The sequence below is a fragment of the Streptococcus sp. ELY_125 genome (assembly GCF_058314535.1).
Genome location: NZ_JBZFUM010000002.1, coordinates 90,311 through 115,618 on the forward strand (window position 1 = coordinate 90,311; position 25,308 = coordinate 115,618).

Below are 25,308 nucleotides of genomic sequence, written 5' to 3' on the forward strand. Positions count from 1 at the left end.
ATTAACCAAATGAAGGGCCGCTAAGGATATCCGCGGATCAAGCAGCAAGAGTCTGCCTTTAGAGCGCTGAACACCGCAGAGTTCTGGCGAAAAGGGTGGGCAGTCCTGTTTCACTTCCAGTTTTGTCTACAATTTTCAAAACTCGCTTTTATTTTAACACCGGTTACTATAGTTGTAAAATATATATTTTCTATGCTTGTTTATAACTGTTTTCTATATCCTCTTGTCAGTTTAAGAGAAGGTCAATCGCTGGTTTATGAGGAACTCTTTCAGAGTTAATCGATGATACGTTAGCTAGCAACACTTTTACTGCGATAAAGTCAAGTTGGCTCTTATTTGTCCCATCAGTCAAACTTTGCAGCAAGCAGCAAGGGGCTCAAAAAGATATTACTAATTAATAATTTTTAGTTTTTTAGCTTTCAAGCCGAATATCGGGCTTACGGTTTTGCTTTTTTCGCATAATTACGTTAAAATGAAATGTAATGAGAAAAAGAATTAAACCGATTGTCGTTTATGTCTTTTTGGCTCTGGTAGGGCTTTTTTTAAGTATTGCGTCTGTAGTGATAATGAATGCTCGCAGCACAGCCTTGCAAACAGCTAGGAAAAATATTCCTTCAGCTAGCTCCACCAGCCTGCCAAAGACATCTGCGTCAAGTTCGTCAGACAACGAATTAGAATTAAAACCGATTGTCGACATTTCGGGGTGGCAGCTGCCTAAGCAAATTGATTACGACGCACTCTCAAAAAATATTTCAGGTGCTATCGTCCGTGTTTACGGAGGATCACAAATTTCAAAAGACAGTAATGCCGCTCACTCCACTGGTGTCGATAAATCCTTTAAAACCCACATTAAGGAATTTCAAAAACGTGATATCCCCGTTGCTGTTTACAGTTATGCCTTAGGGCGATCTGAAAAGGAAATGAGGGAGGAGGCTAAGATTTTCTATAACAGTGCTTCTCCTTATAAACCCACTTATTACTGGATCGATGTCGAAGAGGACACGATGAGAAATATGGACAGAGGGGTCGAGGCTTTCCGTGCAGAACTCAAACGTTTGGGAGCCGAGCATGTCGGTATTTACATCGGTACCTACTTCATGACTGAGCAGGAAATTTCCGTTAAGAAATTTGATGCTGTTTGGTTACCGACCTATGGCTCAGATTCCGGTTACTACGAAGCCCAGCCTCAAACTGATGTCGATTACGACTTGCATCAGTATACATCTCAAGGCAGCCTACCTGGCTTTGATGATATTTTGGATCTGAATCAAATCAATCCTAATAAGGATGCTCGAAAGACTTTTGAGAAGCTGTTTGGAAAAATCAAGGAATAGCTTGGCAGTTGGACTAGGAAATGGCCTAGTCTTTTTTCATACAGACAAGGTCTTTACAGGACAGATCTATGAAAGTTTTTATGCAATAATAATATTTTTTGAATTTCAATATTCAAAGATCTCCCTGTTCATGTGCAAGGCGCAATAGCTTTGTAGTCTGCCTATTCTAATTAGAGGGAATATGCTATAATAAATCTGATTATAATTGGAGATTTTAGGAAGTATGGCTAAAAAAACGAAAGTAAAAAAGACCTTGGTGGATCAGATTTTGGACAAGGCCAAAGTTCCACACGATTCTTTAGACTTTAATGGTTTGGACGCTCAGTACCCTGAAGGTATTGAACCTTCTGATATTTTCAAAACCTTGGCTTTGAAGGGAGATAAGACTGGTCCGATTATCGGTATTGTTCCTATTACAGAACATCTTTCAGAAAAAAAGTTAGCCAAGGTATCCGGCAATAAAAAGGTCACTATGATTCCGCAAAAAGAACTGGAGAAGACCACAGGGTATGTTCACGGCGCCAACAATCCGGTTGGTATCCGCCAGAAGCATAAATTCCCTATCTATATTGATAATATCGCTCTCGAATTGGGACAGATAATTGTATCGGCTGGCGAGCTCAAGCGCTCTATTCGTATTGACAGCAAGGCGCTCGCTGATTTTGTTTCAGCTGAGTTTGCTGATATTAAAGAGTAAAGAGATTAGTGTGTTTTAATTTCAGCCTTCCCGTGCAGAAAGATTGCGTGCTAGTACTTGGCAAGCCCTTATTCTACACATATAAAGATTTGCTTTTCCAGTCGTTTTTTCGGACTATCAGCTTTTCTTTTTTAAACATCAGATTATAAAACTATTTAAGAATAGGAAGTTTAAATATGCGTTTATATTTTGTCAGACACGGTAAAACTCAGTGGAACCTAGAAGGCCGCTTTCAGGGTTCTAAAGGAGACTCTCCCCTCTTAAAGCAATCTATCCTAGAATTAAAAGAGTTGGGGCGCTATCTCTCCGATACCCACTTCGATAAAGTTTATTCCAGCGATCTTAAGCGTGCCAGAGAGACGGCTGCTATTATCATGGAAGAAAACCAGTATCCAGCAGAAATTTTCCTAGAAAAGGCCATTCGGGAGTGGAACCTGGGACGCTTAGAGGGGCAGAAGATAGCTACTATTGCTGCTATCTACCCTAAGCAAATGCAGGCTTTTCGCTATAACCTCGCTAAGTTTGATAATACCTTTTTTGAAGCGGAATCAGTCTATCATGTTATACAGAGGGTTGCCGACTTTGTAGCCAATCTAGACTACGACCATGATCAAAATGTCCTATTAATTGGTCACGGTGCCTGCTTCACTGCTGCTGTCAATTACTTGCTAGGTTTTGAATCAGGGCAGCTGCGCAATCACGGCGGATTGGATAACGGCAGTGTAACCACTTTAGAAAGCATAGACGGCAAGCATTTTGAGTTGCTGTCTTGGAATGACACTTCTTATCTGGAAGCTGACCGCAAACTATCTCACTGAGTTAAACCCCTAGGCTCTTGAATAAACAGGAATAAACTGTTCTTGGGCTTAATTATCACATATGAAAAGAACTGGCAGATTATGGCAGTTCTATTTTATTACTATCTATTTTTAGCATCGACAATAGGGAGGGTATATGTCAAAAATTATTGCTAAGCGAGTATCGAACTATGAATTGTTCTACGATCTTGTCTTTGTTTTAGCCGTCTCACGCTTAATTAGTTTCTTACATACTAACAGTTTTGATGGGGACAGCATGATTTCTTTTCTCGTCTCAAGCAGTCTTTTGATGTCTATCTGGATGTATCAGACGATTTATCTTAATAAGTACGGAGAGAGAGATAGACTGGATGTTTACTTAAATATTCCTGCCATGTTTATCGCTGGAAACTTCGGACTTATGCTGGGGTTAAATCACTATGGGACACGAGAATACCTGCTCTACAACAGTCTTTTGATCCTGGCCCATGGCTTGATTGCCTTTCAGTATTATCTGAGGGGACGTAAAATTGGTTTTAATGCGGATATGATAGCATCTATGAAGCGACTGGGGCTGATTCTGTTTTATTTTACAGCTTTAATACTGGCTGCTACGGTCTTTCACCTTTTTAAAACGAGTGATGCTAAATTCTTCCTTCTCTGGCTGGTTCCTTGGATTTTCCCCTTCTTATTCAGTCAGGAGGTTGAGATTGGCCGACTTAATTTTCCCCATCTGGTTGAACGCTTCCAGCTAATTACGATTATTACCTTTGGGGAGACAGTAGTCGGACTGATTCAAACCTTTCCGCTTTACAAATCACCTGTGTTAGGTATTCTCTTTTTTACAGGGATTTCATTCATGTTTGTGGCTTATATTTCACAGATCTTTCTCACTATCAACCACCATCAGGAAACTAGAGGATTAGTCTTGATTTACACTCACCTAGCTATCATTATTGCTATTAATATGGTAACTGGCGGTATTGAAAGTCTAGCTGACAGTCATCATACTGACTACGGTTTGATGCTCCTCAGCTTGGGACTCTTGGTCTTCTATCCAGCGCTTTATGCCACTTCTATTTATAATCGCCGTCTCTACCGCTTTGCCCGAAACAACTATCTGCCCTATATCGGAGTGGTTATCTTGGGGATTATTGCCATGTGGATCCTGCGTCATTATAATATTGGTATCGCCTTAATCCTTGCAGCCACTTGTTTTATTATTCCCCGTCTCAATTTTCATGCTCGCAGACGGGCACGGGAAAAACACAAGCAGGATTAACGCTGCTTGTGATTAATTTTTTCCTGCCAACGACATCTCGATTCACCCAAAAAACCCAACATCTATTCAAAATGGATGCTGGGTTTTTATACTAAGATAGATACCTTATGCCGTAGTGGAATTTTTGGTTGGGTCTAATCTGGCGTACAAAGCCAAAACGCTCGAAACTATCGTCGCGAAAATGGGCTTTAATGATGATAGATTGACGAGCCACTCGCTGGGCTTCCTGCATGAAGAGCTCTGATAAGCCCCTAAAATCTGCTAGAGGAATAAGACCGCTGAGGTTGCTGGATTCAGTAATACGGTGTGAAAACATGGGGTCGGCATAAACAGTATCAACGCTTTTACTCGGCAGCTGGTTCATATAAGAGAGGGCTTCTTGATTGAACGTTTTTATTGAGCGCATGGCCCTATTTAACCGGTCATTAGTGGTCTTAAAAGTTTGCAGACCATGACTGACGATAAGATGAATCAGGGGGTTAACCTCTAAGGCCGTTACTTGATGACCTGCTGCAGCCATCACGATGCTATCGCTGGCTAAGCCCATTGTTGTATCCAGGACACTTTTAGGAGCAGGAGCCAGCAAATCTACAAGAGGGTCGTGGGCTGCCTTGCTTCTCAGCATAGCTGTATCTGGGTGAAAATAGAGCTGACTGCCATCAGAATCTATCAAGACCAGCTGATCTTGATAGATCATTAAAACCGTACGGTAGTCTGCTAAAAGCTGCTTTAGTGAGCGCTTGCGCCGTTCTACATAGGTGACCGAAAATTTCTGTGCCAGTTTCTTAGCCTGCTGCACCAAAGATTGATCTTGCCTCAGACTTGTTGTTACGATAAAATCCATAGCCCTATTATAGCAAAAAGAAAAGGCCGCAAGCGGTTTTTCACAGAAACATGCCTTCTTAGCACTTGCTGCCATTCTTTTAATCATTAATCGGCTCGGAATTCCCTGCAATAATGGCCCCTGTTTGAGCATTAATCGTGTAATCGTAGTCAAGACCAGCCGCTAAATCGTTAAAATCTACCTCATAGACTGTCACACCATCGTCTACTTCCTTGTGGACAACAAGGTCTGACACAGCTGATTCTTCTAGTCCGGCATCTTTGAGGGCCTTAGCTTTTGCTTCATCAGCGGAAATTTGTTGGGACGACGAATCAGGCGAGCTCGATGAGGAGTCTGCGGTCTTAGAGTCGGATCTAGAAGGACTTGAGTCGGTTGCCGCTTTTTCCTGAACTTCTGTATCCCTTTCCAGAATATGACCAGATGAAGCATCAATAGTGTAATCATAGTCGGCCTTATCGGTGTAAAATTCCAGTTCATAGGTTGCACGCCAATCATCACGCTCTTTTTGTGTCCGTGTGAAAGTCACATCATCAGCTGAAACGTTAGCATTTTTAAGCGCAATACGTCTGGCTTGGGCAGCTGAAATCTTATACCCCGATTGGCGGTAGGCAACTACGGCACCACCTGCCAAAAGCAGACAAGCTAATAAGGAAAGGACGATAACTAATGGTTTTCGTTTCATAAACAGACCTCTTTTTATTTTTTATAGCTTTAGTATAGTCTAAAAAAGGTAGGACTTCTCGGTATTTGTGTAAGGAAAGTGCGGCAAAACTGGGGCAAAAATAAAGGACCGAAAGTATCAGTCCTGAAGATAGATGGATAATGCTCTTGCCCAAAATTCAAAAACAAGGAAAGCAGGGCGAACACTAAAAAAACCAGAAAGTAAGTGAAACCGAAAGGACTCAACTTTTGTTTCCTCCTCTTTTAGGAAGTGTGACTGTAAAAAGCGTCTGCTTCACATCAGAATCCACAGCGATGCTGCCGCTATGGCCTTCGATAATTTCCTTAGCCAACGCCAGACCGATGCCGTGTTGGCCGCCCCTACCCTTATAAAACCGCTCAAAAATATGCTTTTGCTCTTCTTTGGCAATCATTTCACCATCATTGGCTATCTCTACTACGACGTTAGCTCCTGCTTCTCGGCCAGTCACTCTTATTTTTGAGCTAGCATAACGGACAGCATTGGCCAGAATATTGAGGAAGGCGCGCTCCAGCAAACCTTCATCACCCTCTAACTCTAGATGTTTTTGCGGGAATTCATGAATCATTTGGAGGACTCTCTCATCTATTTTAGACTTTAAACGCCAGCTAGTATCATGAAGGAGCTGTTTTAAGTCTAGAGGTTCAAATTGAAAATGGCCTTGGATCATTTCCATCTTAGATATACTTAGTATATCATCGACTAGGTCGGTCATTCTAAGACTTTCTGCTAGGATAACATCTGCAGCCTGGGAACCATCCATGACACCTTCCTTGATGCCTTCTGCATAGCCTTGTATGGACATGAGGGGAGTCCTCAGTTCATGGGAAGCATTTTGAAAAAATAGCTTTTGGCTGTATTGGTTGCGGTTAATCATGGTATTCATGGCCTCAACTGTTTGACCGACCTGATTAAATTCGCTGTAATCAAGCTGGGGACGAGCTAACTCTTGCTTACGCTGGCCTAATCCGACAACGTATTCCTTGAGGTGAACAAAGGAGATATCAACCTTTCTGGCCATAAGATAGATGAAAAACCAAGTGCAGCAGGCGACAAGGAGCATCAGGATAAGGAGGGTAAGGTTAATAATTCTCAGAAACTGCTGCATGGGCGTCGTATTGACAAAAACAAAAATATAGTAGGACTGTCCCTGGTTCGGCCTAGCAGTCTGCTTGACATAGTAGTCAGCCATTGTGCCCCTGTAGTTATCCATCATAACATGATACGTTTTTCCCTTGAGGGTGACTGCCATTGTATTAGCATCCATAAACCAATTTTTATGGTTATCATCATCAAAAATTTCCCAGTTATCATCGTGCTCTTGGAAATACTCCAAAAGTTCCTCAGTATCTAGGGTACTTGATACATCATCAATAGAATTGGACACGTAGGTCACATTTTCATTATTATCCATGATGAGATAAGTGCTTTGAAAAAGGTTGTCCCCGCCGCTGTCATGTGGGTGTTCACCAACGTACAACTGATTTAAAAAATGAAAGCGGCTCTCAACAGCTACCTCTGTCTCATGGTCAATAATATAGTGTACTGTCACATTAAAAATCACAAACAGCAGCGCAAAGGCTCCGATAATAATGGCTAAAGACTGCAGGAAAAGAGCCGTCCTTAAACGATGCTCTTTTTTTCTTTTAAAGGGATTGTTCATCTTTAACCAGCTTAAAGCCGTAACCCCAAATTGTCTCAATACGGACATCGCATTCCACCTGTCTTAATTTTTTACGCAGACGCTTGACCGTATCATCTGTCACCCGCGTCTCCACATCACTAGTGTATCCCCAAACGGCTTCTAGCAGCTCTTCGCGCGATACAGTTTTTAAAGGCGAGGCTAGCAGGATTCTGAGCAGTTCGAATTCTGTATTGGTCAGCTTGATGGCATGGTCTTGACAGAAGGCTGTACGTTCATCCAGAGATAAACGCAGACTGCCAAAGGATAAGATAGTCCTTGGTGACGACGCTAGGGCCTGCGATTGACGCGCCAAGATGGCTTTGACCCTCAGCACTAACTTAACAGGAGAAAACGGCTTGGTAAAGTAATCATCAGCTCCCCTATCAAAGCCAGCTATATAATCGCTGTCACTATCACGCGCTGTTAATAAAATAATAGGAACATCAGAACGTTCGCGAATTTTTTGGGCAATGTCGAAACCGCTGCTGCCCGGCATCATAACATCTAAGATAACAATATCTGCGGGCTCCTCGATAAAGTGTACAAAGAGCTGGTCGCCCGTTTCAAAACTGGCACTGTCAAAACCAGCATCGGACAGAAAGGTTTCCAACAAACCTCTAATATTTTTATCATCATCTGCTATATAAATCTTTGCCATCGCTGTCCTTTCTCATTTATTAAAACATAAGCTACTAGGGTAGAGCACAAACAAGGGTAAGAGAAGGGGCAAGAAGAATCTTAGGGAACTACTGTTTTTAAAACCGTCCCTAGTTCCTGTTCATATTTTAGTTATTAAAAGGCCTACTAAGCAATCTAGACAAAAATGAGAATGTACAAAAAACAGCACTTTGTCTGGGGGCGATTTTGTCCTTTTTTAGCTCCTTATTTTTGATTTTTAAGCACAGAGAATCGGCAGTCCTCTCCCAGATTATCCCCCTTTTATGAAAATATGGGTTAAGTCACTCCCTAATGGTTAATCTGGGCAACCTCAGGAATTCTATTTTGAGTATAGACTAAGGCTGTCGGCAGCCGATTAGGGTTTCAAGTATTCAATAGGCTCAATAGACTGCTTCAGAGCATGAGCCAACTGGACAAAATAGGTTAATTCCATATTATCATATTTGTTAGCGAAATAGTCCAATAGGTGACCTTTTGCCACACTTTTGCCCTACTCTTACTAAAAAGAGCCCCTTACAGACTTGAACCGCACCCCAATCGTTAGATTTTTCGTCCAACTTTTGGGGGTCGGTACAAACTCTAGGGCTCTTTTCCTTCACTGGCATTTAAATCACTGTCCCTTAGTAGGCACCGCGAATATGTTCATGAACTGAGGACCAATAAAAGTCAGAAATTCTCTTGAGCTCGTCCTCAGAAAAAGGTTTGGTATCAGCAGCTTGAAGATTGGTATCAATCTGCTGCACTGATTTGAAGCCGGGGATAACACTGGTCACACCTGATTGCTGTAAAATCCATTTCAGGGCTGCATCGGCCAAGCTACCACGACCATCAGCTATCCATGCAAGATCCTCAACTAATTCAATCGCTTTAGCAAAAGGCAAACCGCCAAAAGTCTCACCAACATTGAAGGCTGCTCCATCACGATTAAAATTACGGTGGTCATTTTCAGGAAAACGGCTATTCTTATTGTACTTACCCGTCAAAAGGCCACTGGCTAGGGGTACCCGGGCTAGAATACCGACATGCTTAGCGTCTGCTTGTGCAATCATGTTATCCAAGGGTTTTTGGCGCAGGATATTAAAAATCACCTGCAAACTGCTGGCAGCCGTATGCTCCAAAACAAACTTCCCTTGAGCATCTGTTTCAACACTGACACCGTAATAACGGATTTTACCCTCTTTTTTCAGGTCTTCCAAAACAGCAAACACGCCCATATTTTCTAGAACTTCGGTACTGGGACAATGTATCTGATAGAGATCAATACTGTCTGCTCCAAGGTGGTGCAGGCTGTCTTCACAGTAAGCTTTCACCTTATCATAAGTATAGTTGGACAAGTCTGCAAAATTATCGCGACGACCGAATTTAGTAGCGATATAAATCGTCTCTGAGCGCTCTTTTAAAAGCCGTCCCAGCAAACGCTCACTGCGGCCACTCCCGTAGACATCAGCAGTATCAAAGAAATTAACCCCTTTATCTACTGCATGATGGAGGGCCTTTATGGCTGCCTGTTCATCCACATTTCCCCAGTCTCCCCCAAGTGCCCAAGTTCCAAAGCTCACTTCACTGATCTTCATATCTGTGTCACCAAGCTGGTTGTATTTCATAATCCAGACCCCCGTATTTAAAAGATAAAACTATTTTTACGCTCATATTATAACACGACTTGTAAAAAAAGAGCTAGCAGAATCTAGCTAGCTTCTTGGTTATTCATAACGGTTTAGTTTATCTACCAGTGTCAAATTTTAGGAATTAGCGCTAAAGACGACTGTCATTTTGGTTCCTTTCTCAGGCTGACTGTTTACCGTAATTTTAGCATCATGGATCTGCAGGGCATGCTTGACAATAGATAGCCCTAAGCCAGTCCCACCAACTTTTTTGGAACGACTCTTATCAATACGGTAGAAACGCTCAAAAATACGGGAATGTTCTTTCTCCTCCATGCCAATGCCGCTATCTTCAACCTCTAGAATAGTGTGGTGAGCCTTTTGACTCAGGCGAATATCGACCTTACCGCCATGCTTGTTATATTTTATAGCATTGTCACATAGATTGTAGAGCAAGGATTCCATCAGAGGGAGGTTGGCCTTGATAATAGTTGACTGTCCTATTAAGTGAAGGTCAACATTCCTTTCTTGGGCCTTAGGTGTCAGCGTCTTTATAACACTCTCAGACACTTTGTAAAGATCAACCAGTTCTGTTTCGACCTGATCAGCTTCATCCAGGTGGGAGAGCTTGATAACATCTTCGACCAGCTGAATCATACGCTGTGACTCTTGATGAATCTTACCGGCAAACTTAGGAATATCCCTTTCTGCTACCATATTATTGGCTAGCATCTCTGAGTAACCTGAGATCACATGAAGCGGTGTCTTCAGCTCGTGGGAAACATTCGCACTAAACTCGCGACGCATTTGCTCAACCTGAAGTTGATCGGTAATGTCAAATAGTAAGAGAACCACTCCTGTTATCTGGTCATTGTCTTTGATAGGTCTCACCAACATGCGGTAAACAGACTGATCAAATTCGAGATAGCCATCTCCCTTTTGACCTGTGAGACCACGATCGATGAGTTGGTTAAGCTGGTAGTCACGAGACAGATCAATGATATCCTTGCTGATGCTGGTTTCGTCTGTCTCAAAGAGCTGTTGGGCTGCACTATTGATACTGATAATGCGGCGGTTTTTACCAAGGAGAACCATGCCTTCTTTGATTCGAGAAATAATCGTATCGAACTCTTGCTGATGCTGGTTCAAGAGATCTTCACGTTTACGAATTTCTTTTTGGTGATGGTCGATACGCCTGAGAAGAGGGGATAATTCTTCATAGGCATCGTTTTCTAAGGGCGCTTCCAGGTTCAATTTGTTAATTGGCTCAACTAGACGATTGGCCGTATAGCGAGCTACTGCAATCGATAAGAGTAAGGCTATTAAAACGACTAAGAAAATCGGTTGAATCATACGGATTAAGAGCAGTAAAACAGTATTCTGAGTTACCGATAGACGGATAACGGTTCCGTCTTCTAAGCGTTTGGCCCTGTAAAGAGAACGCTGGGTCATGGTTGAAGAATAGCGCGAGCTCTCTCCGTCTCCCTTTTTTAGAGCCTCTTTAAATTCCTTTCGATTGCTGTGATTTCCCATTTTTGCTGGTTCTTTTTCGCTGTCGTATAAAACAGCCCCTGACTGGTCAATCCAAGTCACCCGAATAGCAGAAGTGTCCAGCCTGTCGAAATACTCAGCGCCACTAAGATCAATCCCTTGTGCCACCAAGGCTGTCTCCGTGCGCAGTTGGTCAAATTGGTTGTTTGTGAAATAGCGATAGAGTACACCGAAAATCATCGCCAGAGAGGCTAGAAGAACTCCTAGAGCTGCTAGGAGGGTAGATGTAAAAATTTTACGGGTCATCAGTTACCTCCATGCGATAGCCAACGCCGCGAACGGTCTGGATATAGCTTCCACATTGTTTTAGCTTGGTGCGCAGAGTCCCAATATGGACATCAACTGTCCGAGTTTCCAGTATAGCTTGCGCCCCCCAAACCGCATCCAAGAGTTCCTGACGGCCGAATACACGTTTAGGGTTGCGCATCATTAACTCCAACAAGTCGAATTCCTTACGTGTTAATTCTAAGCGTTCCTGATTCATAAGAACCGTGTGACTTTGGTGATTGAGGCTAATCTGTCCCAGCTGCAGCAGGGACGATTTGGGAGCAGTCCGGCGCAAAACGGCCTTGATTCGAGAAATCAGCTCCATCATGCCAAACGGTTTAACCAAATAATCATCCGCCCCCAAATCCAATCCCTTCACTTTATCAAACTCTCTTCCTTTGGCTGTCGCCATAATAACCGGAACCTCTTGTGTTTGATAGTTTGTTTTGAGCTTTTCTAAGATACTAATACCATCTTCTTCCGGCAGCATGACATCCAATAGAATCAATTCGGGTTTCTGGATTTTCATGGCTTCCCAGAAGGAACCACTACTGGCAAATCCTTGAGCTTCAAAGCCTGCTGTATGCAGGGTATATAACACTAGTTCACGAATGTCCTCATCATCTTCAACGCAATAAATCATGCAGTATCTCCATCTAACTGTCCTGTGATTGAATAGAGAACCCATTTGGCAATGTTGACCGTGTGATCTCCGATACGCTCGACATATTTGGCGACCATCAGGAGATCGACCGCGTACTCGCCATCAGCATCCGGCTGAGAAAAATAGGTAATCAGTCTTTCTTTTATTGTATCAAATTGTTGATTAACCTGCTCATCCATGACGATAACTTGCTGGGCTTTGTGCCTGTCTTCATTTACAAAAGCATCGATACTCTCGGTTACCATCTTGGTGACACACTTTGTCATCTCTTGAAGAAGATCAACCTCTTGACCAGAGATAATATGCTTCTGAGCGATAATGGAAGCCATCTCACCTGACTGGGCACCGACACGTTTCATATCGTAGACCATTTTGAGGGCTGCAGAGATGCGGCGCAAGTCCTTAGCTACCGGCTGCTGACGCAGCAAGAGCTTCAGGCACTGAGACTCAATATCCCGTTCTAGATGGTCAATGCGGCGCGCTGTCTCTGCAACTTGTTCTGAGAGATGGAATTCATCCTCTTTTAGAATCTCAAATGACGTCGTGATGGCCTCTTCACATAGAGCCCCCATAACAATTAAATTCTTATTTAAATCGTTAAGCTGATGATCGAATTTTGAACGCATTAACCAAACCTCCCTGTGATGTAGTCTTCGGTCCGTTTATCCTTAGGGACTGAGAAAAGCTGACTAGTCCTATCGTATTCAATCAATTCTCCTGATAGGAAGAAGGCCGTCTTATCAGACACGCGCACTGCTTGCTGCATATTGTGGGTTACCATGACGATGGTGTAGTCTTTTTTTAACTCAAAGGCCAATTCTTCAATCTTAGCTGTAGAAACTGGGTCTAGTGCACTGGTTGGTTCATCCATAAGGAGGATTTCTGGTTCAATAGCCAGAGCACGAGCAATGCAAAGACGCTGCTGCTGACCACCCGAAAGACCTAAGGCGGACTTATTAAGGCGGTCCTTGACTTCATCCCAGATAGCGGCTTGACGAAGGGAATGTTCAACGATCTCATCCAATTTAGCCTTGTTGTGAACACCGTGAGAACGAGGTCCAAAAGCGATGTTATCATAGATACTCTTTGGGAATGGATTGGGCTTTTGAAAGACCATACCGACCTTTTTACGAAGGATATTGGTATCAACATCTTTGTAAATGTCCTCACCATCTAATGTTACTAATCCCTGGATATGACAGTTTTTGACTAGATCATTCATACGATTGAGACTCTTTAGGAGGGTTGATTTTCCGCAGCCTGAAGGACCAATGAAGGCTGTAATCTCACCTTTCGCAATAGTTAGCCCGATATCTTTAAGAGCATGATGGTCTCCGTAGTAGAGATTTAACTGATCGATTACTAATTTATTCACCATTGATACTTCTTTCTAGTTTTTTGGAAACCCATTCAGATAAGAGATTGATGATAATTACCAAGACCAGCAAAATCACCGCTGTTGCATAGGTCTGCTTGATATAAAGTCCCTCACCTGAGATGGCGTACATGTGGACGGCTAATGTTCTGGATGAACTGAAAACGCTCTTAGCAACTTCGGCTACAGTGCCTGCTGTAAAAATAAGGGCAGCAGATTCACCAACGATACGGCCGATCGCTAGGATAATCCCTGAGAAAATCCCAGCTGTTGCACTGGGCAAGACGATTTGAAAAATTGTACGTAGCTTACTGACTCCTAGTGCAAAACTTCCCTCACGGTAACTGTCGGGCACCGACAGCAGGGCTTCTTCTGTTGTTCTCATAACAACCGGCAAGACCATAACAGCTAGCGTAATGGCTCCAGAAAGTAGAGAAAGTCCCATATGCGCGTATTTCACAAAGAAAAGCGCACCGAACAAGCCGTAGATGATGGAGGGAATTCCAGCTAGGGTCTCTGTGGCAATTCGGATGACCGCTACAAAAGGATTGTCCCGTCTAGCATACTCCGTTAAATAGATAGAAGCCCCAACAGCCACAGGTATAGCAATCAGAAGGGCAAGGACTGTCATAAATAAAGTATTGATCAAGGCTGGCATCAAGGAGACATTCTTAGTATTGTAGGTCATCGCAAAAAGAGACGGCGTGATGTTGGGAATCCCCTTGATTAGAATATACCCCACGATAAATACAATAGCAACGGTCGTTACTGCAATTCCTAGATGAACTAAGAAACTGAGGAGCATAGACACAGGATCATTTTTATAAGCTTGCCACTTCTCGTAAAGTTGATTGTATTGTTTTCTTTTCATCCTTAGGACTCCTCTTTACGAATCAATGAAAAACTAACATTGATGATTAAAACAAAGATAAACAAGACGACAGCAGTCCCAATCAGGGCCTGTCTATGGAGGCCTGTTGAATAGCCCATTTCCATGACAATATTGGTCGTCAAGGTTCTGACACCTGAGGTGATAGAGGTGGGAATAATCGCTTGATTCCCTGCTACCATAATGACGGCCATAGTTTCACCAATGGCGCGGCCTAGCCCTAAAATAACGGCTGCTAAGATACTGCGCTTAGCTGCTGGCACCACGATAAAGAAGATACTGCGCTCATGTGAGGTTCCAAGCGCCAAACCTCCTTCATAGTAGGCATCCGGCACAGCTCGAATAGCCGTCTCTGACACCGTGATAATGGTTGGCAAAATCATAAGACCTAATAGGAGCGAGGCGGTCAAAACTCCTGTTCCCAGACTAAGCGTTTCCTGCCTGATAAAGGGCACTAAGACTACCAAGCCAAAGAAACCATAAACAACAGATGGGATTCCAGCCATAAGATTGATAGCCATTTTAAGTGGCTTATAGACTTTATCTGGGCAGAATTTAGCCATATAAATCGCGCTCAGAATACCGATTGGAACGCCCACTAGCAAAGCCCCAGCAGTCACATAGATAGAGCCTACGATCATAGGAAAAATACCGTAGAGATTATTGGCTGGCTGCCAAACCCTCCCAAATACAAAATTACCAAAACCTATTTTACTAATAGCAGGGAGACCACTTGAAAATAGAAAAATACAAATGAGAATGACGGATAAAACAGAAATACAGGCGGTAAGAAAGAATACCGCTTGCATAACTTTTTCTTTTGTCTGTGCCATCTAGAGCTCCTTATTTAGCGAGTGCATCCCAAGTCGTTGTCTTGCCTGTATAGATGTCCTTGACTTGGTCGCTGCTTAGGCCATCAATCTTGTTCTTTTTGTTGACAATGACAGCAATACCATCAAGAGCGATTGCTCTTGATTTAACACCCTTGGAAGTTTCAGACTTATCAAGCTCACGAGAAACCATGCCAATATCACAAGTCCCATCGACCGCGCTTGTCACACCAGTTGAGGAATCACTTTGTTGCACTTCAATGGTCACATCGGGATTTTCCTTGAGGTAGGCTTCCTTGAGTTTTTCCATAACGGGCGTCACCGAACTCGATCCAGCAATAACAATTTTTCCGCTTGCTCCAGAGGATTTGTAGGCCCCTGTATTGGATTGGGAAATATAGCCATTTTCTTCAACAACTTTTTGCCCATCTTCACTCATAATATAATCGATAAAATCTTGAGTCTGAGCGCTAACATCGTCCTTAGTCACAATATTAAACGGACGTGAAATCTTATAACTACCGTCCTTGACCGCCTCAGCACTGGCCTTTGTACCGTCAACTTCAAGAACTTTTACACTATCGTCAATAGATCCGAGCGACGCATATCCAATGGCAGTCTCATCACCAGCCACCGTTGTCAGCATGACAGAAGTTGAGTTGGTGACTGTCGCTTGATTGGTCGTCAAATCAGCCTTATCGCCATTATCTTTCTTCTCTTCGACACCAAATAATTCAATAAAAGCACCGCGTGTCCCTGAACCGTCTTCTCGGGTAATGATATTGATCGGTTGATTTGATGATGATTTAGCGCCACCGCCGCAGGCAGTCAGAACGCTTAAACTCGCTAGACCTGTTATTGCTAAAAGCAAAAGGCGTATTCGTTTCTTCATAATGGACTGTCTCTCCTCGTTTGTGTATTTGTTCCTTGAACAATTCTAATTGTACTTACCAAATATCAAATCTATTCCCTTATTTTTGTAAAGTTTTTGTAAAATCACGTGAGTCTCAAAAAATCAAAGACCAAACTAAGCGATGGGCTGCAAGCAGCTTACACTATCCAATGAAGAGTTTAAAACTGGAGATAAGACAAGCAACAGCTTGCACCACTGAAATAGGGAAAAAGCGGCGTTAATGGCATAGCAGTTTGACACTCAAAGAGTAGGACTTGTGATAATTTGCTTTTTCTTTACATAAGCTTGATTAGCATTTGATAGTCTTCTGCTATATTAGGACTATCAAATTTTTGAGAGGTATTCTATGTTAAATCTTAACCGTCAGGAAAAAGGCTTACTGACTATTGTCTATACTTGCACTGCTCTTTTATTGATTATCGCTAGCTTCTTCGACCAAGAAATATCCCAGCATCTAAGTAGCCAAAACTCCATCTTTGGAACACTTTTTCAAAATTTTGGAATGTTCCCAGAACCTATGGTTCTCTTTTTATCCGCTAATATTCTAGCTTTTGCAGGCTACCGTAACAGTCATTCCAATATCCTTAAAATAATTTTGATGGCAGCTGGACTCCTCCTGTCATTCTGGGCTATTTCTCATATGGTTGATGATTGGCTTTACTATGGATACAGTACAGCAGCCAACGTCAAGCAAGACCTCCCTATTGCTACGGCCAACAATGATACTGGTGGAGCTGTTCAATACTCGGCTCTCCTAAAATATGGCCTGAGCCTGCCTATCTGGGCAGTCGGAACCTTACCCGAATTCAGATGGCTCATCAAGCAAGACGCCAAGGCTATCAGCTACCTGATCAAGATCGCTCTCATCGGTATCGCCTTTCATTTCCTATCTGAAAGTATCATTGATAGCATGAAAGAAACTTGGGGACGTTTCAGACCCTACGAAGTTTTTCAAGAGACCGAGGGAGCCCATTTTACCAACTGGTGGCAAATCAATGGTGAAAACGGGCACCGGTCATTTCCTTCAGGCCATACCTTAGCTGGGATGAGTGCTATGTTTTTCCCCTTCTTTATCAGCCGCGATAACATCAAGGGACAAAAGCTTGCCACATGGATTGCTCTGACTTACGGTGCACTCATGGCTGTATCTCGTGTACGTGTTCAAGCCCACTTCTTATCTGACGTCTGTGTCAGTGCCATGATTACCTTCTTTGTAGTATTCGCTTTGACTAAGGTAGCTGGCTATCGCTTTATCGAAGATGAAGATTAGGCTACTAGTTCGTTTTTGAGAACAATATTGAAGATCACAAAAAGCCCTCGTGTTACTGATAAACTGGTAACACAAGGGCTTTTTGGCTTTCAAGAATACTAGGCCATCTTAATTCAGACTTGAGACGACTGTCTTATAAATAAGAGAGGGGGTTATTTCACTCCTTGCTAGCTTACTTGGAAAAATTTTTACTTGTAAAGTGTTCCTTAGCAACTCACGATTCTATCAGACATGACTTATGGGCAAACTCTCAAGTCAGAGGCCACCATTGCTGGCAGCTGTTGTAGGCGAAATCCTATGAAACCTTGTATAATAAGGTTTACTAGCACTTTGACTCTATTTCACATGCAGCGCAATTTCAGTTCCACTTTTGATTTGTTTTAGAGTTTATCACCACTCATGTTAGACTGAAAAACAATAATGGCAAATACAAAAATGGCTACTGTATAAATCATTACATTCAATAAATGAGGAAGTACATGATTAAAATGACCGTTTAAAGCTGACCGTATTATCTCTACGCTATGATAAAACGGTAGAATACTTGTTATTTTTTTGAAAGCACCACCTATTAAATCAATGGGAATAAATACGCCAGACAGCCACCCAGCAACATTCGTCAGCAAAGCTCCGCAAATACCACCAACCGCCTTGTCATTCACAAGACTGCCGCAAAATAATCCTATTCCTACAAACAACAAAGAAATCATGGCTGTTATAACAATCGTAAACAGGATACTAATCGTTATTTCAAGCCCAAAGGCTCCTGCTGCCAATAAGGTGATTGTTGCCTGTGCCATTGTCATCCCAAGCATGGGCAGAGTATAGCCCAAAATAAAATCTAATGCTGTCATAGGAGAGGTAAACAGCCGCACTAAAAAGGATGATGTGCGGTCTTTTGATAGCAACATCCCCGCAAATAGCGCCATAAATACGCTCCCAAACATTGCTAGACCTGGTGCAAGGTTTTCTATTTGAAACATCGTGTTGCCTGCTTCAGATGGAATAGCATCGTTGATAATAGACAGCAAAACTAACAGTACAATAGGAAATCCCAAACCGAAAAAGAAAGTGATGGGATCGCGCAAAATTTCTTTTGCATTCCGTTTTGCAAACAAAAACATTCTCATAGTACACCTCCTGAAAGCATAACAAAGGCGTCCTCCAGCTTTGTGGTTCCGGTTTTTGCTGTTAACTCCGGGATTGTCCCAACTGCTGTTAATTTTCCCTTTGCCATTATACCCACACGATCAGAGAGCATTTCTACCTCATCCATATAATGAGTTGTAAGGATAATGGTTACCTTTCCTTTTAAGGATTTAATCGATGTCCATAATTGACGGCGAGCCAGTACATCAAGCCCTAAAGTTGGTTCATCAAGAAATAAAATTTGTGGATTGGAAATGAGAGCCAGAGCAATAGAAAGTCTCCTTTGCATTCCTCCTGATAAGTGTTTGGCTTTTTTGGTCAATTCATTTGCCAAACCAAATTTTTTGGCTATCTCATAGGCATTTTCCTTTGCCGCTTTACGGTTTTGACCATATAGTCCCGCAATGAGCTCCAAATTTTCAAGAACTGATAAATTAGCGGCTACTGCTGTTTCCTGCGGAGAAATATTGATTTTTTCCTTGACGGCACGAGGGGTTGAAACAATACTGTCACCAAGCAGGAAAGCATCTCCACTGGTGGGCTTGGCTAAACAAGACAGCATTTTAATCGTTGTTGTCTTCCCCGCACCATTTACACCAAGCAAGGCAAACAATTCCCCCTGTTCGACCGTTAAATCAAGATTATCTACAGCAGTTATATTAGAATATGTTTTCGTAAGCTGTCTAGTGACAATAGCCTTCATTTTCTTCCTCCTTTGGTACAGTACTGGCAATAATATCTATAACATTTAAACTATCACGAACTTCTTTGAACATGACCAGTTGTCAATAGGCCGCCTAAACAAAATCATAGCAGCCAATCACATGCCAAAAGAATATCAAGGCTGCAAAACTAAGGCTCAAACTGGCTAATTTTTTTCATTCATTAACCCCATTTCTTCAAAAGCCTGAATAAAGAAATCGCTGTTTAACAAGGCTAAACCTTGATTGATATCACCTAAAACCATAAGGCTATCGCCTTTTTTAATGTTAAACACTTTTCTAGCCCGTACAGGAATGACAATTTGTCCCTTTTCACCAACCGTTACCGTTCCAAAGATATACTTTCCTTCCTTAGGTTTACCGGCAAAAAAAGAATCATCACCATTAACCAGCTCATCTAAGCTAATGTCAAAAATTTCTGCCAAACGGCTTGAAGAAATAATATCTGGTAAACTCTCTCCCAGTTCCCATTTACTAAGGGTTTGGCGGGATACTCCCACCTTTTCAGCTAATATTTCCTGAGAATAGCCTAACTTTTTTCTCAGTAGAAGAATCGTTTCACTAATCATACTTTTCTCACCTCTTTATAAGCCTATTATAGAGGCAATTTATTCGACTTTCAAGCAAGGTTGACTGGCAAAACAAGAAATTTTTGTTAAAAATCATAGCAAAAAAAGAAGCCCCACAGGACTTCTCAGGTTGTAGACAAACTCTATAGTTAGAATTTCACAAGCACACACATCTTGGGATAATATCAATTCACAATCTATAAGAAAAATAGGCGAGTTGAATGAGCCTGGCTCAGATACTTTCCACTGTAGCAAAAACGCCAGAAATGAGTCATTTCTGGCGTTCGGAGATTTTGAGACTTGGGCTCAAAATCTTAATTGAACACGGGCTGCGGATTGTGGCAAAAAGATGAGCCCGCCTAGAATCTTAACGATTCCGCGGCGCACTCCCTATTTTGCCTTTATCCGCAGACGCCCTTTGTATCTTGAACTTAGGTATCAAATTCCAAAGGAAGTCGCTGCGACGATTGGTTTTGCCGTCCGCGCTACCTAAGGAAAGTATCATAACACAATCGTCCTTTTGATAAAAATTGACTTTTTCTTCAGTTTGAGAAGCCCCGCAGGACTTCTCTTCTTTATCTTATTTTGCTTCTTCGCTTGGACGCGATTTTCTTGCGATATCCGCTAAGATGTTTTCAACAAATTCATCCAGAGCTTCGGTATGGGTCTGCTTGCTGCCGTAACGGCGGACGTTAACCGACTTGTCTGCCATCTCCTTGTCACCAACGATTAATTGATAAGGGACTTTTTGGGTTTGGCTTTGGCGAATCTTATACTGCATTTTTTCATTACGCTCGTCCACTTCCACGCGGATACCGCGGTCACGCAAAATCTTTGCCACTTCCCAAGCATAATCGGCATGGGCTTCATTGGAAATCGGGATAACCGTTACTTGTTGCGGTGCCAGCCAGGTTGGAAAGGCACCCTTGTAAGTCTCAATCAGGATGGCTGTAAAGCGCTCCATGGTAGAGATAACCCCGCGGTGGATCATGACTGGACGGTGCTCTTCGCCATCAGCACCCGTATATTTGAGATCGAAGCGCTCTGGCAGGAGGAAGTCCAATTGAATGGTTGAGAGAGTTTCTTCATTGCCTAGAGCAGTTTTCACTTGGATATCAAGCTTAGGACCGTAAAAGGCAGCCTCTCCTTCTGCTTCGAAGTAGTCTAAGCCCATGTCATCCATGGCACCTTTGAGCATGCTTTGAGCATTTTCCCACATCTCATCGTTATCATAGTATTTGTGGGTATCCTTAGGATCACGGTAGGACAAGCGGAAACGGTAGTCCGTCAGATTGAAATCTTCGTAGACATCAATGATGAGCTGAAGGGTCTTCTTGAATTCGTCTTGGATTTGCTCCGGCGCAACGAAGGTATGACCATCGTTGAGGGTCATTTCCCGCACCCGTTGCAGACCCGTGAGGGCACCAGATTTTTCGTAGCGGTGCATCATACCCAGCTCCGCAATACGAATCGGCAATTCACGGTAGGAACGCACATGATTTTTGTAAACTTGGATGTGGTGGGGGCAGTTCATTGGTCGTAAAACAAATTCTTCCCCGTCACCCATATCCATGGTTGGAAACATGTCCTCACGGTAGTGATCCCAGTGTCCAGAAGTCTTGTAGAGGTCAACAGACGCTACTGGCGGCGTATAAACGTGCTGATAGCCAGCTGCCAACTCTTTATCAGTGATATAGCGCTCCAAAATGCGACGGATAGTCGCTCCATTTGGCAGCCAGAAAGGCAGACCTTGTCCGACTTCTTGGGAAATCATGAAGAGATCAAGTTCTTTACCAAGTTTACGGTGGTCACACTCTTTAGCTTCTTCTAGGCGTTTGAGGTAAGCTTTGAGATCTTTCTTGTCAAACCAAGCTGTACCGTAAATCCGCTGCATCATAGCATTGTCGCTGTTTCCGCGCCAGTAAGCACCTGCTACATTGAGCAGGTGGAAGACTTGAATGCGACCAGTTGATGGTACGTGTGGACCGCGGCAGAGGTCGACATATTCGCCTTGATGGTAAATCGTCAAACCGCCTTCATCTTCTGAGTGCTCCTCAATGAGTTCGAGCTTGTAAGGATCGTTTTTAAAGATTTCACGCGCCTCATCTTTAGTTACTTCTTCACGAATAGATGGGAAATTTTCTTTAACGATCTTCTTCATTTCCTCTTCGATACGCGGCAGGTCTTCGTTTGAGATTTGGCCGGCTTCGTTATCGGTATCGTAGTAAAAACCATCTTCAATAGCCGGACCAACACCCAAATGAATATCTGGGAAAAGGCGGCGGGCCGCTTGGGCAAAGAGGTGGGCAGCAGAGTGACGAAGAATTGGCAGAGCATCTTCGTGATCAGGTGTCACGATTTCTAGACTGCCGTCTTGGGTAATCGCACGGATCGTATCGATCAGTTTGCCATTGAGCTTACCAGCCAAGGCCTTCTTAGCAAGAGAGTTGCTGATGCTTTGAGCAATTTCAACAGTTGTTACACCAGATTCAAATTCGCGCACAGCGCCATCTGGAAAAGTAATTTTTACCATTTTGGTCTCCTTTTTTATGAATCATGTTAATTTCTCTCGATTTTTTGTGGTGATTTTTGTTGAAAGAATCACCGTGCAAACCGTCTCTTTTTGTATCATACATTTGAACTCGGGACTATTTCCCTCGAGAAAAAGATAATCTTCCTTGTATACAAGCATCCTAGGGCAGATTTCTATTTTCTTGTCGGGAAATTTCGATATACGAACCGTCCTTTTTGTATCATATAAAAAAGCGCCATCCTAAAAGGACGTCGCAACGTGGTTCCACCTTCATTTATTCACGACAAAAAGTCATGAACCTCATGTTTGGCGATAAGGGAACCACCCTTTTATGTTTGCATAAAATCTAGGAAGGAGTATTCCTTGATAGGTCTGCGCTTTCTCACCAACCAAGCGCTCGCTAGAAGACCAAACACAAGAAACTTATCTTCGCTCTTTATTATAGCAGGAATTGATTTTATTTCAAGACAAGTCATACATTTTATGAACCTCAAAATATTAATGAGAAACCTAGTTCAAAAATTCCCAGATTGACTTGACCATTTTGCTCGGGACCTTGACAGCCTTACGCGATGTCTTGACGGTGGTCTGTACTGCTTTTTTAGGCAGGCGGACAGCTGATTTAGCTAAACGAATCGAGCGATCTGTCGGACTGCCCTCAACCGTTAGGGAGAACTTGCTCGAACGGTGAGTCGAGTAGGAAATCAGCATATCTAGGTAAAATTCATAGACAGACTTACCAAAGTGCTGGGCTGATACTTCATAGCGCTTGCGCTCCAGCTGTTCCGGCGTTAAATCCGGTGTCACAGCAATGGCATCCAAAATGGTATCAGCCAGATCAACCTCATGATAAAACAAGCTGCCAAACATCCGATTGGTAATCAAATCATCCAGATAAGGATTGCCGTGAGCGATAATCGGTGTTCCCATGGCCAGGCTTTCAATATAGGTCAAGCCTTGAGTTTCACTAGTCGAAGCACTGATAAAAAAGTCAGCTGCTCTGTAGTAAATAGTCGTCTGCTCATGAGGAATCATGCCAGTAAAAATAACAGCATCCGTCATATTTAGGATTTCAGTTTGCTTTTTTAAATCATCCAGATAAGGGCCATCACCAACAATAACCAGCTTCACTTTTTCATCTTCTGCCAAGACTTGGGGCAGAGCAGCGAGAACAGCTTGGATATTCTTTTCCGATGAGATTCGTGACAGGCTGAGCAACATGGTCTCATCGCTGGCAATGCCTAACTCCTGCCGCAAAGCAGCCGTCTCATCATTACTGATACTGTCGTAGACAAAATTTTCCAAGGGGATTCCAGTCGGAATGATGCGTTTAGGGATTTTAACACCATAGCCATCCAAGAGGTTAAGCACAATACGACTGGGGCAAATAACTCCATCTAGGTCATTGAGAAAGCCGCGCATAATATATTTAACCATGCTGGGACGAATCAGCTTACCCTTGGCAATATAGTCAACATAATCCTCATACTGGGTATGGTAAGTATGGACAACCGGAATATGCAGGGCAGAACCAACCCATTTTCCTAAAAGACCAAGACTGAACTCCGTTTGAGTATGAATAATATCTAAATTATATTCCTTAGCAATTTTATAAGTCGTCATCAGGCCTCGGTAGACTACCCGCCGCTCTGAAAAGGACACAAATGGGACACTAGGTAGACGGATAATCGTGGGATCTTCATAACGTTTTACCCCCTTATCTGTCCCTGTAAAAATGTAAACTTCATGCCCCATAGCCTCTAAGACTTCTTTTAAGGTGCGAGTGCTAGTGGCGACACCAGATACTTGGGGAAAATATGTATCAGTAAATAAACCTATTCTCATGTTATAGCTCCATAACCTTTTGATAAACGGCAGCTAATTCTCTTGAAATATTTTCAATCGAACGACTTTTAGCAACTTCGTAGCCAGCTGCCGTTTTATCAATATCACCATTAATCGTGCGGTAGAGGCTGTCAACAAATTCTTCATTGCTGTGACATAGCTCAGCCGCTTCTTCAGTGAGCCAGCCTCGATAGACGGGAATATCCCGTAACACTACTGACTGGTAGCTTGCCAGAGCCTCTAGGACAACGATACCTTCCGTTTCTTCATAAGATGGGAAAAAGAAGGCATCTGCTCCGCTCATGGCTCCTTCAAAAATATCTCCTTTGAAATAGCCGGGGAATAGAACATTATCGGGATGGTCCTTTTCTACAACTTTACGAATATCTGCTGGTATCACTAGTTCATTGATCTTGCCAAACCAAATAAAGCGAACCTCAGGCATGTCTTGAGCCACTTTGACAAAATCAAAGATTCCTTTGCGTTTAAAATAAAGACCAGCTGAGATAACGACCTTCTGTCCTTCCTCAATGTGAAAATAGTCCCGGAAGGCTCTTTCCTTTTCTGGGTCAGGCTGATAGTTGGCCAGATTAATCCCATTTGAAACTGCACTGATAGGGGTTGTAACTCCATAATTTTCAATCAGTGATTTTGAATAATCTGACGGTGTGATAATGTAATCTGCCGCCTGATAAATGCGCTTTAGATATGTCTTGAACACAGGGGCTACTAGATTTGACCCAATAAAAGAGTTCCTAAAATCCTCCATGGTCGAGTGGCCGTGGACAATGACTTTCTTCCCCTGCTTTTTAGCGGTATTTAAAAGGGCCAGACTTTTTGGTCCGTAGGTATTGATGTGGACAATATCATAGTCCCCATCTTTAGGGTCGGTCGTGTAGGGAATTCTAGCTATCTCCAGCGCTTGCTGCTGGTGCTTGATTGCCCGACCGATACCTGATTTCCCAATCAGGTTCTCCCCTTCAAGATACAGTAATACTTTCATAGTCTCTATTATAGCCTATTTTGAGGTAAAATTCATGATCCACTAAAAAAATCAGCCCAAAGGCTGATTATGAGCCGTTAATATAGAAAGAAGGGCAGGCCAATACTA

The 25,308-nt window shown here is 42.7% G+C and carries 24 protein-coding genes; 5 read left to right on the forward strand and 19 right to left on the reverse strand.

All coding sequences use genetic code 11. The annotated features are described in order from the left end of the window. The first annotated feature begins 482 nt into the window (after nt 1-482). From AC4HAL_RS01345 to AC4HAL_RS01360, 4 genes are all read left to right on the forward strand, one after another. Complete coding sequence (locus AC4HAL_RS01345; RefSeq protein WP_491092606.1) at nt 483-1,334, forward strand: glycoside hydrolase family 25 protein; 852 nt, start codon at nt 483-485, stop codon at nt 1,332-1,334. 223 nt (nt 1,335-1,557) lie between these two features. After that, entirely contained in the window at nt 1,558-2,031 is a 474-nt protein-coding gene (locus tag AC4HAL_RS01350) for an aminoacyl-tRNA deacylase (protein WP_491092607.1), read from the forward strand. A gap of 176 nt (nt 2,032-2,207) precedes the next feature. Then, entirely contained in the window at nt 2,208-2,849 is a 642-nt protein-coding gene (locus tag AC4HAL_RS01355; protein ID WP_491092608.1) for a histidine phosphatase family protein, read from the forward strand. A gap of 136 nt (nt 2,850-2,985) precedes the next feature. Beyond that, the gene (locus AC4HAL_RS01360; protein ID WP_491092609.1) at nt 2,986-4,110 is read left to right on the forward strand and encodes a low temperature requirement protein A; all 1,125 of its coding nucleotides are present in this window, start codon (nt 2,986-2,988) and stop codon (nt 4,108-4,110) included. Between the two features lie 91 nt (nt 4,111-4,201). Here the strand turns inward: AC4HAL_RS01360 and AC4HAL_RS01365 are convergent, their stop codons facing one another. The 13 genes from AC4HAL_RS01365 to AC4HAL_RS01425 form a co-directional block, all read right to left on the reverse strand. Continuing rightward, complete coding sequence (locus tag AC4HAL_RS01365) at nt 4,202-4,954, reverse strand: class I SAM-dependent methyltransferase (protein ID WP_491092694.1); 753 nt, start codon at nt 4,952-4,954, stop codon at nt 4,202-4,204. A 79-nt stretch (nt 4,955-5,033) separates the two neighbouring features. Then, the gene (locus AC4HAL_RS01370; protein ID WP_491092610.1) at nt 5,034-5,636 is read right to left on the reverse strand and encodes a PepSY domain-containing protein; all 603 of its coding nucleotides are present in this window, start codon (nt 5,634-5,636) and stop codon (nt 5,034-5,036) included. A 220-nt stretch (nt 5,637-5,856) separates the two neighbouring features. Then, complete coding sequence (locus tag AC4HAL_RS01375) at nt 5,857-7,365, reverse strand: sensor histidine kinase (protein WP_491092611.1); 1,509 nt, start codon at nt 7,363-7,365, stop codon at nt 5,857-5,859. Beyond that, nucleotides 7,301-7,996 carry a response regulator transcription factor gene (locus AC4HAL_RS01380; RefSeq protein ID WP_491092612.1) on the reverse strand — a complete coding sequence of 232 codons (696 nt, stop codon included), beginning with the start codon at nt 7,994-7,996 and terminating at the stop codon, nt 7,301-7,303. Before AC4HAL_RS01380 ends, AC4HAL_RS01375 begins: the two co-directional genes overlap by 65 nt. A gap of 375 nt (nt 7,997-8,371) precedes the next feature. Beyond that, the gene (locus tag AC4HAL_RS01385; RefSeq protein WP_491092614.1) at nt 8,372-8,497 is read right to left on the reverse strand and encodes a hypothetical protein; all 126 of its coding nucleotides are present in this window, start codon (nt 8,495-8,497) and stop codon (nt 8,372-8,374) included. Between the two features lie 139 nt (nt 8,498-8,636). Continuing rightward, nucleotides 8,637-9,620 (reverse strand): aldo/keto reductase, encoded by a 984-nt coding sequence (locus AC4HAL_RS01390; protein ID WP_491092615.1) that lies wholly within the window; start codon nt 9,618-9,620, stop codon nt 8,637-8,639. Nucleotides 9,621-9,758: 138 nt separating this feature from the next. After that, a complete protein-coding gene (locus AC4HAL_RS01395) occupies nt 9,759-11,417 on the reverse strand; it encodes a sensor histidine kinase (RefSeq protein ID WP_491092616.1) in 1,659 nt (552 codons plus the stop codon). After that, the gene (locus tag AC4HAL_RS01400) at nt 11,407-12,081 is read right to left on the reverse strand and encodes a winged helix-turn-helix domain-containing protein (protein ID WP_491092617.1); all 675 of its coding nucleotides are present in this window, start codon (nt 12,079-12,081) and stop codon (nt 11,407-11,409) included. Before AC4HAL_RS01400 ends, AC4HAL_RS01395 begins: the two co-directional genes overlap by 11 nt. Then, entirely contained in the window at nt 12,078-12,728 is a 651-nt protein-coding gene (gene phoU / locus AC4HAL_RS01405) for a phosphate signaling complex protein PhoU (RefSeq protein WP_491092619.1), read from the reverse strand. Before phoU ends, AC4HAL_RS01400 begins: the two co-directional genes overlap by 4 nt. After that, complete coding sequence (pstB, locus tag AC4HAL_RS01410) at nt 12,728-13,477, reverse strand: phosphate ABC transporter ATP-binding protein PstB (protein ID WP_491092696.1); 750 nt, start codon at nt 13,475-13,477, stop codon at nt 12,728-12,730. The genes phoU and pstB overlap by 1 nt, the downstream gene beginning before the upstream one ends. Next, nucleotides 13,470-14,348 carry a phosphate ABC transporter permease PstA gene (gene pstA, locus AC4HAL_RS01415; protein ID WP_491092620.1) on the reverse strand — a complete coding sequence of 293 codons (879 nt, stop codon included), beginning with the start codon at nt 14,346-14,348 and terminating at the stop codon, nt 13,470-13,472. The genes pstB and pstA overlap by 8 nt, the downstream gene beginning before the upstream one ends. A 2-nt stretch (nt 14,349-14,350) precedes the next feature. Further along, nucleotides 14,351-15,199, reverse strand: a complete 849-nt coding sequence (gene pstC / locus AC4HAL_RS01420) for a phosphate ABC transporter permease subunit PstC (protein ID WP_491092621.1) — start codon at nt 15,197-15,199, stop codon at nt 14,351-14,353. A gap of 10 nt (nt 15,200-15,209) precedes the next feature. Next, the gene (locus AC4HAL_RS01425; protein ID WP_491092622.1) at nt 15,210-16,088 is read right to left on the reverse strand and encodes a substrate-binding domain-containing protein; all 879 of its coding nucleotides are present in this window, start codon (nt 16,086-16,088) and stop codon (nt 15,210-15,212) included. Nucleotides 16,089-16,455: 367 nt separating this feature from the next. On the opposite strand from AC4HAL_RS01425, the gene AC4HAL_RS01430 reads away from it, so the two are divergent. Further along, nucleotides 16,456-17,379 (forward strand): phosphatase PAP2 family protein, encoded by a 924-nt coding sequence (locus tag AC4HAL_RS01430; protein WP_491092623.1) that lies wholly within the window; start codon nt 16,456-16,458, stop codon nt 17,377-17,379. 380 nt (nt 17,380-17,759) lie between these two features. Here the strand turns inward: AC4HAL_RS01430 and AC4HAL_RS01435 are convergent, their stop codons facing one another. From AC4HAL_RS01435 to AC4HAL_RS01460, 6 genes are all read right to left on the reverse strand, one after another. Beyond that, on the reverse strand, nt 17,760-18,509 hold the full coding sequence (locus AC4HAL_RS01435) for an ABC transporter permease (protein WP_491092624.1): 750 nt from the start codon (nt 18,507-18,509) through the stop codon (nt 17,760-17,762). Next, entirely contained in the window at nt 18,506-19,231 is a 726-nt protein-coding gene (locus AC4HAL_RS01440) for an ABC transporter ATP-binding protein (protein ID WP_491092625.1), read from the reverse strand. The genes AC4HAL_RS01435 and AC4HAL_RS01440 overlap by 4 nt, the downstream gene beginning before the upstream one ends. Before the next feature lie 165 nt (nt 19,232-19,396). Further along, nucleotides 19,397-19,819, reverse strand: coding sequence for a helix-turn-helix domain-containing protein (locus tag AC4HAL_RS01445; protein WP_491092626.1), 423 nt, complete (start codon nt 19,817-19,819; stop codon nt 19,397-19,399). 580 nt (nt 19,820-20,399) lie between these two features. Continuing rightward, entirely contained in the window at nt 20,400-22,352 is a 1,953-nt protein-coding gene (thrS, locus tag AC4HAL_RS01450; protein WP_491092627.1) for a threonine--tRNA ligase, read from the reverse strand. Nucleotides 22,353-22,862: 510 nt separating this feature from the next. After that, nucleotides 22,863-24,197: a glycosyltransferase family 4 protein gene (locus AC4HAL_RS01455; protein WP_491092628.1), complete on the reverse strand. Its 1,335-nt coding sequence runs from the start codon at nt 24,195-24,197 to the stop codon at nt 22,863-22,865. A gap of 1 nt (nt 24,198) precedes the next feature. Then, nucleotides 24,199-25,200: an LTA glycolipid anchor biosynthesis glycosyltransferase, IagA/BgsA family gene (locus AC4HAL_RS01460; protein WP_491092629.1), complete on the reverse strand. Its 1,002-nt coding sequence runs from the start codon at nt 25,198-25,200 to the stop codon at nt 24,199-24,201. Nucleotides 25,201-25,308 lie beyond the last annotated feature (108 nt).

What these genes read in the sequence shown, in the direction of transcription:
- AC4HAL_RS01390 (WP_491092615.1), bottom strand. Translation starts at nt 9,620, where the DNA reads ATGAAATACAACCAGCTTGGTGACACAGATATGAAGATCAGTGAAGTG.
- pstC (WP_491092621.1), bottom strand. Translation starts at nt 15,199, where the DNA reads ATGGCACAGACAAAAGAAAAAGTTATGCAAGCGGTATTCTTTCTTACC.
- AC4HAL_RS01360 (WP_491092609.1), top strand. Translation starts at nt 2,986, where the DNA reads ATGTCAAAAATTATTGCTAAGCGAGTATCGAACTATGAATTGTTCTAC.
- AC4HAL_RS01430 (WP_491092623.1), top strand. Translation starts at nt 16,456, where the DNA reads ATGTTAAATCTTAACCGTCAGGAAAAAGGCTTACTGACTATTGTCTAT.
- AC4HAL_RS01440 (WP_491092625.1), bottom strand. Translation starts at nt 19,231, where the DNA reads ATGAAGGCTATTGTCACTAGACAGCTTACGAAAACATATTCTAATATA.
- AC4HAL_RS01455 (WP_491092628.1), bottom strand. Translation starts at nt 24,197, where the DNA reads ATGAGAATAGGTTTATTTACTGATACATATTTTCCCCAAGTATCTGGT.
- AC4HAL_RS01380 (WP_491092612.1), bottom strand. Translation starts at nt 7,996, where the DNA reads ATGGCAAAGATTTATATAGCAGATGATGATAAAAATATTAGAGGTTTG.
- AC4HAL_RS01395 (WP_491092616.1), bottom strand. Translation starts at nt 11,417, where the DNA reads ATGACCCGTAAAATTTTTACATCTACCCTCCTAGCAGCTCTAGGAGTT.
- AC4HAL_RS01445 (WP_491092626.1), bottom strand. Translation starts at nt 19,819, where the DNA reads ATGATTAGTGAAACGATTCTTCTACTGAGAAAAAAGTTAGGCTATTCT.
- AC4HAL_RS01370 (WP_491092610.1), bottom strand. Translation starts at nt 5,636, where the DNA reads ATGAAACGAAAACCATTAGTTATCGTCCTTTCCTTATTAGCTTGTCTG.
- AC4HAL_RS01425 (WP_491092622.1), bottom strand. Translation starts at nt 16,088, where the DNA reads ATGAAGAAACGAATACGCCTTTTGCTTTTAGCAATAACAGGTCTAGCG.
- AC4HAL_RS01355 (WP_491092608.1), top strand. Translation starts at nt 2,208, where the DNA reads ATGCGTTTATATTTTGTCAGACACGGTAAAACTCAGTGGAACCTAGAA.
- AC4HAL_RS01460 (WP_491092629.1), bottom strand. Translation starts at nt 25,200, where the DNA reads ATGAAAGTATTACTGTATCTTGAAGGGGAGAACCTGATTGGGAAATCA.
- AC4HAL_RS01435 (WP_491092624.1), bottom strand. Translation starts at nt 18,509, where the DNA reads ATGAGAATGTTTTTGTTTGCAAAACGGAATGCAAAAGAAATTTTGCGC.
- AC4HAL_RS01345 (WP_491092606.1), top strand. Translation starts at nt 483, where the DNA reads ATGAGAAAAAGAATTAAACCGATTGTCGTTTATGTCTTTTTGGCTCTG.
- AC4HAL_RS01375 (WP_491092611.1), bottom strand. Translation starts at nt 7,365, where the DNA reads ATGTCCGTATTGAGACAATTTGGGGTTACGGCTTTAAGCTGGTTAAAG.
- AC4HAL_RS01400 (WP_491092617.1), bottom strand. Translation starts at nt 12,081, where the DNA reads ATGATTTATTGCGTTGAAGATGATGAGGACATTCGTGAACTAGTGTTA.
- AC4HAL_RS01350 (WP_491092607.1), top strand. Translation starts at nt 1,558, where the DNA reads ATGGCTAAAAAAACGAAAGTAAAAAAGACCTTGGTGGATCAGATTTTG.
- phoU (WP_491092619.1), bottom strand. Translation starts at nt 12,728, where the DNA reads ATGCGTTCAAAATTCGATCATCAGCTTAACGATTTAAATAAGAATTTA.
- pstA (WP_491092620.1), bottom strand. Translation starts at nt 14,348, where the DNA reads ATGAAAAGAAAACAATACAATCAACTTTACGAGAAGTGGCAAGCTTAT.
- thrS (WP_491092627.1), bottom strand. Translation starts at nt 22,352, where the DNA reads ATGGTAAAAATTACTTTTCCAGATGGCGCTGTGCGCGAATTTGAATCT.
- AC4HAL_RS01365 (WP_491092694.1), bottom strand. Translation starts at nt 4,954, where the DNA reads ATGGATTTTATCGTAACAACAAGTCTGAGGCAAGATCAATCTTTGGTG.